The sequence below is a fragment of the Xenorhabdus poinarii G6 genome (genome assembly GCF_000968175.1).
GTDB lineage: Bacteria > Pseudomonadota > Gammaproteobacteria > Enterobacterales > Enterobacteriaceae > Xenorhabdus > Xenorhabdus poinarii.
Genome location: NZ_FO704551.1, coordinates 2,658,253 through 2,672,119, shown reverse-complemented (window position 1 = coordinate 2,672,119; position 13,867 = coordinate 2,658,253). Strand labels below are relative to the sequence as shown.

Sequence of the window (13,867 nt, the reverse complement as noted above, 5' to 3'; positions counted from 1 at the left end):
CAGCTAATCACACAACACGTTCATCATATTTGTATGCCAGGATACATCAGGAAGACGTGATGCATTTGGGTATCTTGGCGACGCTGTCCTGCATTTTTCCTGAAAATGAGTGTCGCTGAATTCTACAATAAATAGCTTTCCTTGAGGTTGCCGATGGTCATTGAGAGGGGCTGAATGCAAAGCACTCTACAAAACTGGCGGCCTCATGCTAAGATCAATCGATTTTTTAATGACTCTCATATCGTCTAAGTATCGGTTACACGAAACCCATGGACAACATACAGGGTCAGTTACCGTATCAATACATATTATTAATAATTAAATCAATGAGATATATTAATGCTGCGGATATTGCTGAGTAACGATGATGGTGTGACCGCACCGGGTATTCAAACTTTAGCGGCGACATTGCGTAAACACTATCATGTTCAGGTGATTGCACCTGACCGTAACCGTAGTGGTGCGTCGAATGCCTTAACACTGGATTGTCCTTTACGCATCAACACACTGAAAAATGGCGATATTTCCGTTCAGGAAGGAACACCGACGGATTGTGTCTATTTGGGCGTCAATAATCTGGTTCATCCTCGTCCTGACATTGTCGTTTCAGGTATTAACTGCGGCCCTAATCTCGGTGATGACGTCATTTATTCAGGCACCGTCGCGGCTGCAATGGAAGGACGTCACTTGGGATTGCCGGCACTGGCAATATCACTTAATGGTGACAAACATTATACAACGGCCGCAGACGTGACGCTGCGTTTATTGGCTTTGCTACAAAAATATCCATTGAGAGCGGGTAACATTCTGAATATTAATGTGCCTGATATCCCCATTGAGCAAATCAAAGGGTTTCGGGTGACGCGGTGTGGTAGTCGCAGTGCGGCTGAAAATGTCTATACTCTGGCCGATCCCAAAGGCAATATGCTCTATTGGATAGGTCCACCGGGAGAAAAACGTGATTTTGGGCCTGAAACAGATTTTGCTGCGGTAGAAGAAGGATTTGTTTCCATTACACCCTTGCAGGTAGACTTAACCGCCTATCAAGCCCAAGCATTAATCAATGATTGGTTGGCAAAAGTCGGGGATGTTGGAGAATGCTAAATCGCTCAATAAAAAATCTGCTGGCGCAATTGCGTCAGCAAGGAATTCATAACGAGCATTTGTTAGAGGTGATTGCCAACGTACCCAGGGAACGTTTTGTCGATGAGGCTTTGGCACATAAGGCGTATGAAAATACCGCACTGCCAATCGGTCATGGACAAACCATATCTCAGCCTTATATTGTTGCTCGCATGACCGAGTTACTGAATTTATCCCCGGAATCCCATGTATTGGAAATCGGAACCGGTTCCGGTTATCAAACCGCCATCCTTGCTCATTTAGCCAGGCATGTCTTCTCCGTTGAGCGGATTAAGGGGTTACAGTGGCAGGCTAAGCGCAGATTAAAGCAACTTGACTTACACAATATTTCAACCCGCCATAGTGATGGGTGGGAAGGATGGCCATCAAAAAGCCCTTTTGATGCCATTATTGTCACCGCAGCACCACCAGAGATCCCACAAGCATTGCTCCATCAGCTTGCCGATGGCGGCGTCATGGTTTTACCTGTTGGTGAGCACACACAATTATTGAAAGTGGTACACCGTTATGGGAATGATTTTCATGGCGATGTTGTTGAATCTGTCCGTTTTGTACCTCTAATTCAAGGCGAGCTAGCATAATTAGCTAATTTATTTGAGATGTATTTTAAAATTAGCTGTTATTTTTCTTAATTTAAGCAAATAGTTAGCCTTAAATCTTTTATGATTCTAAATTCTTTATAAGTCATCATTGACACTGATATTTGCCTTTATAGGGGAATAGGGTATGAATTTAAAAAAAACAGTGAAGAAAATGAAGTGGATAATAGCCAGTACCGTGATGGCGGCTGTGCTGGTCGGTTGCAGTAATACACCAAATCGTCCAGCCCCGATAGTTACTATCGATAATAAGAAAAATAGTGGAGGATTACTCTCCAAACCATCATCAATTTCGACACCTATGCCATCTTCTTCTCCCCCAATATCAACGAATCGCACGTCAGATAATCGTGCTGTCAAACACCGTATACCAGTGAATGATGCTGCTGCTGACAGGGAGGTTCAAGGGAGAATTATCTATAACCGCAACTATGAGAATATTCCGAAAGGGAGCTACAGCAGGAATACTTATACCGTTAAACACGGCGATACGTTATTTTACATCGCCTGGATTACAGGCGAAGAATTTCGTGATCTTGCTCACAAAAATAATCTTTTAGAGCCTTATAACTTAAAAGTGGGGCAAGTACTAAAAATAGGCAATGCAACCTCCAGAAATGGTGTATTAATAGCATCAAATAGTACCCAATCTAAAATTAAGCAGGTTGATTTTCAAAAAATTAATGCGTATCCTGCAAATATTGATAGACAAGAATCAGAAAATATGTTGCCAAAAGAAACTGTTTCTTCTGGTGATAATGCCGTTTCAAAATCACCTGCAGCGGCAGATGCGGGAATAAACAGCGCTATTAATGGTACTGACACTATTAATAATTGGAGGTGGCCAGCAAAAGGAAAAATGATTGTTGGTTTCTCCGATGCTCAAGGAGGAAATCGAGGCATTGATATTGCGGGGGATCGTGGTCAACCCGTATTTGCAACAGCGAGTGGAAAAGTTGTTTATGCCGGAAATGCATTACGTGGATATGGAAATTTAATAATTATAAAACACAATGACGACTACCTAAGTGCCTATGCACATAACGACACCATGTTGGTCCGTGATCAGCAGAATGTTCAAGTGGGACAAAAGATTGCCACGATGGGTAGTACTGGAACAAGTTCAGTAAAATTGCATTTTGAAATTCGCTATAAGGGAAAATCCGTAAACCCGCTGCGTTATCTTCCGCAGCGATAAACCGGGGCAGGATCTGAAGTTCCTGCCCGCATTATCATGGGTAGGAGTAGCTGATGAGCCAAAGTACGCTTAAAGTTAATAAGTTGTATGATGATGCGGACTTAGACGAACATAGCATGGAAGCCGATGACTTTGATGAAGCGTTGCTGAAAGATGAAGGTGATGTCACTGATCTTGATGAAGATTTGGATGTATTGCAAGAGGTAAACCAACGGGTTCTCGATGCGACACAGCTTTATCTGGGCGAGATTGGTTTCTCGCCTCTGCTAACAGCAGAGGAAGAGGTTTTTTTTGCCAGACGAGCATTGCGGGGTGATCTTGCCGCACGCCAACGCATGATTGAAAGTAACTTGCGGTTGGTGGTAAAAATATCCCGCCGATACAGTAATCGCGGGCTAGCACTGCTAGATCTGATTGAAGAAGGTAACCTTGGGTTGATTCGTGCAGTAGAAAAATTTGATCCGGAAAGAGGTTTTCGTTTTTCTACTTATGCAACATGGTGGATTCGTCAAACCATTGAACGCGCCATTATGAATCAAACTCGCACAATTCGTCTGCCTATTCACATTGTCAAAGAGTTGAATGTCTATTTACGTACGGCAAGAGAACTGGCGCATAAATTGGATCATGAACCCAGTATTGAAGAAATTGCGGAAAAACTGGATAAACCTGTTGAAGACGTCAGCCGTATGATGCGGCTTAATGAACGTATTACGTCTGTCGATACACCCATTAGTGGGGATTCAGATAAAGCATTATTAGATATTTTATCTGATGAAAATGATTCAGGGCCAGAAACAACCATTCAAGATGATGATATGAAACAGAGCATTGTGAAATGGTTGTTTGAATTAAATGCCAAACAACGTGAAGTGCTTGCCCGCCGTTTTGGCCTGCTTGGATATGAAGCAGAAACATTGGAAGATGTTGGGCGAGAAATAGGATTGACAAGGGAGAGAGTTCGTCAGATTCAAGTTGAGGGATTGCGTCGTCTTAGGGATATATTGCATACCCAAGGCTTGAATATAGAATCATTATTTCATACATAAATTTTTATATCTGATAAATTGCAACAGAAAAACGCAAGTATATTAGATAATAATTCTAAGGTGGGCTTATTTTGCCCACCTTTTATTTATCTACTGATTATTTATATTCATGGGTGACTGAGGATTTTATTTATCAATATCAGGCAACGGGAACACCACTATGAAATTTGAAATCATGATCAGGGGATTGAATGAGTGCTGCTTCAATCTGACCAAAATAATTTATCTTTGCTGTAATATCTTCTTGGGATATCGATTGAGCCAGGGCTAAATAATCTTGATAATGGCGGGCTTCTGAACGAAGTAGAGAAATATAAAACTTACCTAAATCTTCATCTAAATGGGGTGCCAATTTAGCGAAACGTTCACATGAACGAGCCTCAATATAAGCACCAATAATCAACTTATCGACTAACGTATGAGGTTCGTGGTGAGTGATATGCTGAAAGAGCGATTTGGCATAACGGCTGGCGCTAATATTGTCGTAGCTTATCTTTCTGGCATCCATGATTTCCAAGACTTGATAAAAGTGGTGCAACTCCTCTTTAATCAATAGCACCATCTTATCGATCAGATCCTGACTATAAGGTGATTTTACTCGGGCAATAATTTGCTTGGTGACTTGGTTTTTCCCTTTTAATGAATTGATATCGCCAATTTTTTTATAGGCAAAATCCTCATAGGGCCGAAACCAGGCCAGTAACGTATCGGCACTCTCAGGATCAACCGCATATTTACGAATTAAGAACATCGCACTTTGTGCTGCTTTCAATTCACATAGCAGATGATCGCGCAGTAAAATCGGCAGGTTTTCGGGTTGCCGAGCTTTTTCTACCCACGCGTCGGGGGTGGCACACGGTAAAAACTGATAAATGGGGGCTAACAGATTAGCATCAAATTTTATTGCGGCTCCAGTCATCGCGGTTCCATTCATTGCTATTCCGACCATGGTCAGACCATATCTTTCAGACGATAAATCCATTCTAATGCTTGACGTGGTGTCAAGGTATCTGGATTCAGGTTTTCCAAGGCTTCCACTGCTGGCGACGTTTCTTCGGTCAGCAAGGTTAATTGTGGTGTATCGACGTGGCTTGCTGCCGCCTGATTGGAGTGAGATTCCAACTCCTTTAATTTTTGACGGGCACGTTTAATGACATCACGTGGGACACCCGCCAATGATGCGACGGCCAGTCCATAACTCTTGCTTGCTGCGCCTTCCTGTACATTATGCATGAAGGCAATAGTATCGCCATGCTCGACAGCATCAAGGTGAATATTAACGACGCCTTCCAACTTTTCAGGTAATGTTGTGAGTTCGAAATAGTGAGTCGCAAACAGTGTCATGGCTTTGATACGGTTGGCTAAATTCTCCGCACAAGCCCATGCAAGGGATAAACCATCATAAGTAGATGTGCCACGACCGATCTCATCCATCAAAACCAAACTATGCTCGGTTGCATTGTGTAAAATGTTGGCCGTTTCCGTCATCTCCACCATAAAGGTAGAACGCCCTGATGCCAGATCATCGGATGCCCCGACACGGGTGAAAATGCGATCGACAGGGCCAATAACCGCTTTTTCAGCCGGGACAAAGCTGCCAATATAGGCCAGCAAAGTAATCAACGCGGCCTGACGCATATAGGTACTTTTTCCCCCCATATTCGGCCCTGTAATAATCAGCAAACGGCGTTGTGATGAGAGTGCCAATGGGTTCGCGATAAACGGTTCACTCAAGACGTGTTCGACGACCGGGTGTCGGCCACCGGTGATCTGGATACCGGTTTTATCCGATAATGTTGGGCATGTGTAATTCAGGGTTTCCGCGCGTTCGGCGAGGTTCGCTAATACGTCCAGCTCTGACAGTGCTTCGGCGCAGGTTTGCAAATTGGCCAGATGGGGCAATAACAAATCGAATAACGCTTCATATAGCGCCTTTTCGATGGCAAGCGCCTTGCCTTTGGAAGTCAGTACCTTGTCTTCGTATTCTTTTAATTCAGGAATGATGTAGCGTTCAGCGTTTTTCAGTGTTTGCCGGCGAACATAATGAATCGGCACTAAATGGCTTTGTCCCCGACTGACTTGAATATAGTAACCATGCACGGCATTGAAACCGACTTTTAGGGTATCAATACCGAGTTTTTCACGTTCACGGATCTCCAGTTGATCCAGATAATCACTGGCGCCATCGGCTAATGCCCGCCACTCGTCCAGCTCAGTATGATAACCCGTGGCGATGACACCGCCGTCACGCACCAGAACAGGGGGCGTTTCGACAATCGCTTTCTCTAAGAGTGCCTGCAATTCATCAAAATGCCCGACACGCTGCTGTAGCATCTGAATATAAGGGGAATCAGAGGATGTCATGATTTGGTGAATATCAGGCAATTGCTGGAAAGCATGGCGCATTCTGGCTAAATCACGAGGGCGGGCAGAACGGAGTGCAAGACGGGCAAGCACACGTTCTAAGTCACCAACCTGACGTAAAAAGGGCTGTAATTCGTCACCGATTTCTTGTAACGCAGCAATGGCTTGCTGACGGTTCTCCAGTACAGCTTGATTACGGATCGGCGTATGCAGCCAACGTTTTAGCATGCGGCTGCCCATTGGTGTTACACACTGATCCAGTACTGAGGACAGTGTATTTTCCGTACCACCGGACAAATTTTGCGTCAGTTCCAGATTACGACGGGTTGCAGCATCCATAATGACCGTGTCTTGCTGGCGCTCCATGGTCAGATTGCGGATATGGGGCAGGGCAGTGCGTTGTGTATCTTTGACATATTGCAGCAAACAGCCGGCAGCCCGCAGAGCGAGAGTGGCTTTTTCCACACCGAAGCCAATCAGGTCATGGGTGCCAAATTGCAAATTCAGTTGTTGTCTTGCTGTTTCCAGCTCAAATTCCCACATTGGACGTCGGCGCAGACCACGATAACTTTCAATCAACGTCATATGTTCAAAGGTTTCAGGATAGAGCAACTCAGCAGGACGGGTACGTTGTAATTCTGCGGCAATGGTATCTTCATCGGCCATTTCGGAAACGCGGAAACGACCAGACGTGATATCCAGTGTTGCGTAACCAAAACCCTGGCTATCATACCAAATCGCGGCCAGCAGATTATCCTGACGTTCCTGTAATAACGCTTCGTCAGTGACTGTACCGGGCGTGACAATCCGCACGACCTTGCGTTCAACCGGGCCTTTCGTGGTGGCAGGATCGCCCACTTGTTCACAGAGTGCAGCAGACTCACCGAGCTGTACCAGTTTTGCCAGATAGTTTTCGATTGCGTGATAAGGAACGCCTGCCATCGGTATAGGCTGGCCAGCCGATTGCCCGCGTTTAGTTAGGGAGATATCCAGCAACTTCGCTGCCTTTTTGGCATCGTCATAGAACAACTCGTAGAAATCGCCCATCCGATAAAGCAGCAGGATATCCGGGTGTTGTGCTTTCAGGCGCAGATACTGTTGCATCATAGGGGTGTGGCTATCGATATCCTTTGCTGGAGATTCTTTCATATTGATTTGATTCAATTCTATTATTCCTGTTGACTCAGTTGGGCCATCGACGCTCAGTCAATCCATCTAAATGACAAAACTTAAATATAATCAGCTAAGGATGGAACGCTAACAAACCTCATCCCGGCGAAAATGCTATCTTATCACTGATAATCTGTGTGATTCATCTGTGGATTAGATTAGGAAGGTTTTGCCGTTAGGTTAGCAGGATTCTTCGCCGGAATGCATCAGATTTTTTCACTATTCAGAGAGATTGCGAAGCGGCTCGATTTAATGCCAAACATCATGACATGGTGTTTTTTTAGGTGGCTCAATGACTCATGTGCTGGCACCGTGTTTTTCAGAATATCGGGTTTGTCTGGTTAATGTATTAGCCAGTCAAATCAGAGAAGATAAGCGCAACGTATCAGTATTATTGCAATCTATTGCAATATGTGAAATTTAAGTGATGTAATTATCTGATTTTATTTAGTTAGAGAAGTTAATCACAATTTTCCTGATGGACTTTTATTCGCACTGGAACATATAAATAGTTTTATTATATTCTGCCCTGTTGTAATGAACTCAAAATATGCAATAGGAATTTTTTACTAAATTGCGTTTACTATTCAGGCAGTAACTAAGGATTGACACACCAAAAGATTATGGAGAACAAAAATGAGCTGGGTAATGGATAAAATCAATCAACTACTTGATCGCTCAGGTTTAATATTCACACTGATGACAGAAAATTTACCCGAACAAACATTCGCAGTTGTTGATTTTTCACTTCATGAGTCACTCTCTTCCCCCTTTCGACTGGAAGCGACACTAATCTGTAAAACCCCGGAAATTAATTTTGCTGATGTCCTCGACAGAAGCGCTGCTTTTGCCATGCACCGCAACGGGCAAGTTGAACGACAAATCACCGGCATGGTGACGCATTTTTCCCTGCAATCAACCGGACGCCATTGCAGCCACTACCATATCACCATTCAACCCCCGTTATGGCGGGCATCCTTACGGGTCAATAGCCGTATCTTTCAGAACCAATGCGTTATGGATATCGTTGAAACTCTGCTCAGGGAAAATGGGGTACATCGTTTTTTCTTTGCGCTCGGTTATAAACATCCTCCCCGGGAATTTTGTGTTCAGTATGATGAAAGTGATTTGGCCTTTATCCAACGCCTGCTGGCTGATGAGGGCATTTTCTACTATTTCATTTTCGATCAGGCTCAGCACGAGCAACGCATCATGTTTCATGATTCCTGCCTGTCTCTCAATCAGGTGATAACCGTGCCTTATCGCCCGGAAAGTGATGTGACAGGTGAAACAACCGGTATCCGTCAAGTGAGCTGGTCAGAACGTGTTGGGGTTGCCAATATCACCACCAAAGACCGAACGTTCAAAAACCCGCGCTGGAATCGGGAATTCTGGTACGAAGGGCGCAATCTTGATCATCAACGTGTCCTGAAAAGCTATCACTATTACGATTTTCCCAGCCGTTATAAGGATGATGAACTGGGGCAACGGGCAAGTCAGTATCGTCTGGAATATCTGCGCCGGGACACTCAGCGTGGCAACGGTCAGGGGGACTGTTTCGCCATGTGGCCGGGGCAGCTCTTTTATCTGACTGATCACCCCAGAGAAACGTTCAATGATCAATGGCAGCTTATTCAAATCACCCATTCTGGCCGGCAACCACAAGCCGACGAAAGCCCGTCCGGCGATAGCGGCACATGGCTGTCCAATCAGTTTACCTTCACCAGCCGGAAAAATTCGTATCGGCCTTCGCCCTATCCAAAACCCAGAATGGAAGGCCCGCATATTGCCACGGTTGTTGGGCCGGAGGGGGAAGAAATTTTCTGTGACGAACACGGGCGCGTTCGCATCCAGTTTGACTGGGACAGAGACGGTGAATTTAATGACCGCAGCTCTTGCTGGGTTCGGGTCAGCCAGGCGTGGGCCGGGCAATTAATGGGGATGATTGCTATTCCGCGCATCGGACACGAAGTGTTGGTGGATTTTGTCCACGGTGACCCCGACCAGCCGATTATTGTCGGGCGGGCTTATCACGCCAACAACATCCCGCCGAACCGCCTGCCAATGGCGAAAACCCAGATGTCGATCCGCTCGAAAACCCACAAAGGTGAAGGGTTTAATGAACTGCGCTTTGAAGATGAGAAAGATCGCGAAGAGGTCTTTATCCACGCACAGAAAAACCTCGCCATTCAGGTACGCAATTCCCGGGGAGAACGGATCAACTATGACCGTACAACCCACATTGGTCATGACGATGAACTGGTGATAGCCAATAACCGCAAGGTGACTGTGGAAGGTCAGCAGGATCATAAAACCACGGGTAATTATATTGAACAGATTGACGGTGACCGCTCATTACAGCTCAAAGGCGATCTGGCTGAAAAAATTCAGGGTATCGTCAGTGTGGATGCGCAGGGCGATCTGACTTTGCAAAGTGGCAGCAAAATCACCCTGAGTGTTGGGGGGAATTTTGTTGTGCTTCATGCCGGCGGGATTGATATCAAAGGGGCCGCCATCAACCTGAACTCCGGTGGCAGTCCCGGTGATTTACTGGCACCGGCCAACCCGGCCATCCTGCTGGCGGCAGCCAGTGAAGGTTCCATGTTTGTCGCTCACTGCCCAATGAAAGAGCAGGAGAAACAGGAATGAGTCAGGAAAAGCTCTACGCCATTATTGATGGTGCGGCGGAATCCGATCTGTTTTTGATGCTGGCGCGTTATGATCCGCCTTCCGCCTGTCTTTATGGCGAACCGCTCCAGCCCGAACTGGTGGAAATCGCTCCTTATCTGGTACAGGTCACTGAAGAAGTCAAAATCTGGCTGGAATGTTGCAAAACGCCGTGGGGAATTTTCGTTCATAGTGCGGCGGACATGAAAACCGTGCGCCAGCATTTACGAAAATACCTGCAAGTTCTGCTTCCGCAACAGGAAAAACCGGTTTTTTTCCGTTTTTATGATCCCCGCAATATCTGGGATTTTCTCGGGGTATTAAGTGACTGGGAAGTGCATTGTTTTTTGGGCCCCATCACGCGGATCACAACCCTTTACCTCGAGGAAGAACGTACGGATAACTTTGCTAAAATCAGAGAACCTTTTCCTGCCGGTGCAACCAGCAAGCGTAAGATGCTCGCCATTACCGACATTCAGTTGGAGAAAATACAGGCTGTTTTCACGGCGCGTTATATCAAGAAACTGGCCAGTATGATCCCGGGATGGCTGGAAAAGGCGCATTTTGATTTTATCCCTCATATTGACACGGTGGAGTGTGCCCGGCAATTTTTTGACTGGTTTAACCAGAACGGCATTACCGATGATCGCAATGTTCGCGGATTACTTCAGCTCTTTATTACGCGGCATTACCTCACGATTGATGATCTGCCGACTGCGATATATTCCCAATTAACTGAATATAACCAGCCGGGGCATATGCGAGCAGAAAATTTGTTAATCCAAGAAATGGGGCAAGTGCCTCTTTAACCAAAACAGAGAACAATAAGATGGGAAATGCAGTCAAAATTGGTGATATCGGCACAGAGCACGGTGATTGTTCGGCAACGCCCGTCATTACCGGGGCCAGCACGGTGAAAGTGGATGGGGCTTATCTTGCCCGACAGGGGGATGCACTGGCTTCTCATTCGTCACACTCACGGGCGATAGCCGGGGGTTCCGGTTCCGTGTTTATTGAGGGGAAACCGGCTGCCAGAACAGGGGATGCCGTTGATTGTGGCGGTATTGTAATTGGCGGTGGCAGTGTGAATATCGGTTAAGGAGATAATCAATGACATCAACAAAGGCCGGTTCAGCAATATGTGGTTGTGATAACCCGGATGATTGTACACATAAGATTGATATTACATTAGGTGATAAAACCTTCAGCTACACACAATCTTGGTTCCCACAAGCCCTCTATTATGTGCTTGATGCACCAAAAACAACGTTTACCTCTCTGGATGAATGGCCTAAGGAGGAAAAACCGAATGTAGAAATTAAATTAAGTTCGGTCAGTAAAGGTTGTGTCTCCCATAATCCAGAATGTCCGATTGGTAATGTATTCAATGAACAGGGCCAACCTATTGCTCAGTTTTCCCCAAAAAATACGTACAAAGGAAAACTGTTTTACAATAAAACGCAACAGGATTTTTTAACTTTAATACCCGGTCCATTCATGATCTTAAAACGTTTCTTAGACAAGGATTTCTATGTGGGAATAGAGAAACAACATTACCAGATTCTGGTTGATGAATGTTCTAACAACCCCCTAACAAAGGAAACACAGTCTGGAATAGACAAAGCATTATTCTATCTGCGTGGCAAAAAAACGGTACTTAACTCAAGTATTTATTTAGTGACTAAGGAAAAGATAGAAGTTGATCTGACGTTTAGTGCTGATAAAGAAGTGGATGAATTTACAGACCAAGAAAGAAGAAAGCAGCAACGTAAAACTAATAGAGAACAAGGTTTAGGACAGAGAGGACACAGAGGCTGGCGTAATGACACGACACGTTATGCAGTAAGGAATGCTTATTCTATTGAAGGAGCCGTTAAAACTCAAAAAGGCGGAGCGAGTCAAACATGGAAAAAAACCTTATTAGAAAAGGAATTTAAGAAAAGTAGAAATACTTTAAAATCCATTGACTCGCTCAAACAGAATATTGATAAATTCACAAATTTCCTTACCGCAGGTCATCCCAGTGATAAATTCAAAATTCTGAAATTGGAAGTTCTTTATCCTGAAATTCAAGTTCATGGCGAATATGAGCTTTCTCATAATGACGATTTTAAATTATACCGCAAATTTGGTGCTGAAATTTCGGCTTCCCCTCTGTTCGGATTATCACTAAAGCTCGATGTTATCCAACTAGTCGCAGCTGCTTTAAAAATCAATACTGCGGTTTCTATGCTTCGTGAAGCAGGGGAACTCTATGAAGAAAAAGTGAAAAAAGGTGAAGATGGTGCTTATGCAGGTGTAGAATTAAACCTCATTGCAGAGGGCGCCTTAGATGTAAAATTTGGTTGGGAATCGGATGAAAAAGGAGACTGGTCATTTAAAAAAGACGATATATTTGAAGTGGGATTTAGCATTAAAGCCGAGGCCAATATCCGCGGAGGAGTGCGTTACGGCATTATAAGTGGCTATGTCAATGGAACTGCCACGGCAGACGCTAAAGCGCTTATTGGGTTTGCTCCAAATCCCCAAAATGAAAAAGTTTTGGATTTGGTATTTTACCATGATGGTATAAAAGCGATGGTAAATGTAGAGTTGGCTTTTGGTGTAGGTAAGAAAGGTAATGACAATGATGAAGAGAAAGACAACGGAGTAAATACAAATGCTGAAAAAGAATGGGTATTCCAAAAACCACTGTCTAAAGAAGATTCAACGTATCGGATTTCATTGGGTTAGTGTTCTATTTTTTGCATGTACTTTATCAAATAATGCATTAGGAAAATCTAAAATGGACTATAAATACTTGCTCTCAATAAACACAAGTAAAAGTTTTTGCTACTTAAGCGTAAATGGTATGCCTGCTATGGATAATCGCGGTGCGGGTACCCATGGCGTCCAATCCAGTGGTCTAAATGCAACCGCTTTTCTGGAAAATGGTACTAATACCATAGAATTACTTTTTAAAGATAGAACATCTAAAAAATCAAATAAATTTGATCCCAGTGCGCGGTGTGAAACCACATTAAAAAAAGTATCCGCTTTCGGTGATGAGGAAATAATCAGTCATATCAAATTGACTGTCGATAAGGAGGGCAATACCCTAACATCAGAGTCACTCAATCAAATAGGAAGAACAGGATCAGAGTTTGAATTCACGGGGATGGCAACCACACCTGGTGATAAAGGCTTTTACAAGGCAAGAAAATCATTTAACCTGAATGGATTACCCGACTGGAGGTGGACTAAAGCGCGTCCGGTGACAGAAAATGACCTCCCTGCAATTAAACATTTTTATCAAGACATTCTCAATATTCTTGCACATAAGGATCTCGATAAATTATGGAAAATAAGTAAACCTGCATGGGATGAATGGGCAATGGCTGAGAATAGCAATCCCAGAATATTTTTTGATTCAATGAATTTTGAAAGACTGACTGATAGCAAGATATATACCCCCAGACTGTCTCCTAAATGGCAAGATTTCAGATTAGTCAAGTATAAAGGAGGGCGGCTGTTTCGTTTAGAAAAAGGGAATTTTGGGAGATCTCCAATAATAATGGATGAGAATGGAACTGACTATATTTATACCTATGATCCATATCTATCAATTATTGATGGGAAGGTTGTTATTGCCAGATAATTAATTTTGGTTAACCTGTTGCTAATTAACTTGGTTAACC

Annotated in this window: 11 protein-coding genes; 9 read left to right on the top strand and 2 right to left on the bottom strand. The window is 44.1% G+C overall.

Annotated elements, in window-relative coordinates; translation table 11 throughout:
* The first annotated feature begins 339 nt into the window (after positions 1-339).
* The 4 genes from surE to rpoS all read left to right on the top strand — a co-directional run bounded on the left by surE (position 340) and on the right by rpoS (position 3,989).
* Complete coding sequence (gene surE / locus XPG1_RS12435; protein WP_045959337.1) at positions 340-1,104, top strand: 5'/3'-nucleotidase SurE; 765 nt, start codon at positions 340-342, stop codon at positions 1,102-1,104.
* Positions 1,098-1,724 carry a protein-L-isoaspartate(D-aspartate) O-methyltransferase gene (locus tag XPG1_RS12430; protein WP_045959336.1) on the top strand — a complete coding sequence of 209 codons (627 nt, stop codon included), beginning with the start codon at positions 1,098-1,100 and terminating at the stop codon, positions 1,722-1,724. The genes surE and XPG1_RS12430 overlap by 7 nt, the downstream gene beginning before the upstream one ends.
* Before the next feature lie 145 nt (positions 1,725-1,869).
* A complete protein-coding gene (nlpD, locus tag XPG1_RS12425; RefSeq protein WP_045959335.1) occupies positions 1,870-2,940 on the top strand; it encodes a murein hydrolase activator NlpD in 1,071 nt (356 codons plus the stop codon).
* A 53-nt stretch (positions 2,941-2,993) separates the two neighbouring features.
* Positions 2,994-3,989, top strand: coding sequence for an RNA polymerase sigma factor RpoS (gene rpoS / locus XPG1_RS12420; RefSeq protein ID WP_045959334.1), 996 nt, complete (start codon positions 2,994-2,996; stop codon positions 3,987-3,989).
* Positions 3,990-4,128: 139 nt separating this feature from the next.
* Here rpoS and miaE read toward each other — a convergent pair whose 3' ends face one another.
* Positions 4,129-4,923 (bottom strand): tRNA isopentenyl-2-thiomethyl-A-37 hydroxylase MiaE, encoded by a 795-nt coding sequence (gene miaE, locus XPG1_RS12415; RefSeq protein ID WP_231853019.1) that lies wholly within the window; start codon positions 4,921-4,923, stop codon positions 4,129-4,131.
* 17 nt (positions 4,924-4,940) lie between these two features.
* Positions 4,941-7,502, bottom strand: coding sequence for a DNA mismatch repair protein MutS (gene mutS, locus XPG1_RS12410; RefSeq protein ID WP_045960746.1), 2,562 nt, complete (start codon positions 7,500-7,502; stop codon positions 4,941-4,943).
* A 657-nt stretch (positions 7,503-8,159) separates the two neighbouring features.
* On the opposite strand from mutS, the gene tssI reads away from it, so the two are divergent.
* From tssI to XPG1_RS12385, 5 genes are read left to right on the top strand one after another with little or no spacing between them, the layout of a single operon-like run.
* Positions 8,160-10,172 (top strand): type VI secretion system tip protein TssI/VgrG, encoded by a 2,013-nt coding sequence (gene tssI, locus XPG1_RS12405; protein ID WP_045959333.1) that lies wholly within the window; start codon positions 8,160-8,162, stop codon positions 10,170-10,172.
* Entirely contained in the window at positions 10,169-10,999 is an 831-nt protein-coding gene (locus XPG1_RS12400) for a DUF4123 domain-containing protein (protein ID WP_045959332.1), read from the top strand. Before tssI ends, XPG1_RS12400 begins: the two co-directional genes overlap by 4 nt.
* 20 nt (positions 11,000-11,019) lie before the next feature.
* Positions 11,020-11,289, top strand: coding sequence for a PAAR domain-containing protein (locus XPG1_RS12395; RefSeq protein ID WP_045959331.1), 270 nt, complete (start codon positions 11,020-11,022; stop codon positions 11,287-11,289).
* Between the two features lie 11 nt (positions 11,290-11,300).
* Positions 11,301-12,923: a hypothetical protein gene (locus tag XPG1_RS18075; protein WP_052708316.1), complete on the top strand. Its 1,623-nt coding sequence runs from the start codon at positions 11,301-11,303 to the stop codon at positions 12,921-12,923.
* 52 nt (positions 12,924-12,975) lie between these two features.
* The gene (locus XPG1_RS12385; protein WP_045959330.1) at positions 12,976-13,827 is read left to right on the top strand and encodes a hypothetical protein; all 852 of its coding nucleotides are present in this window, start codon (positions 12,976-12,978) and stop codon (positions 13,825-13,827) included.
* Positions 13,828-13,867 lie beyond the last annotated feature (40 nt).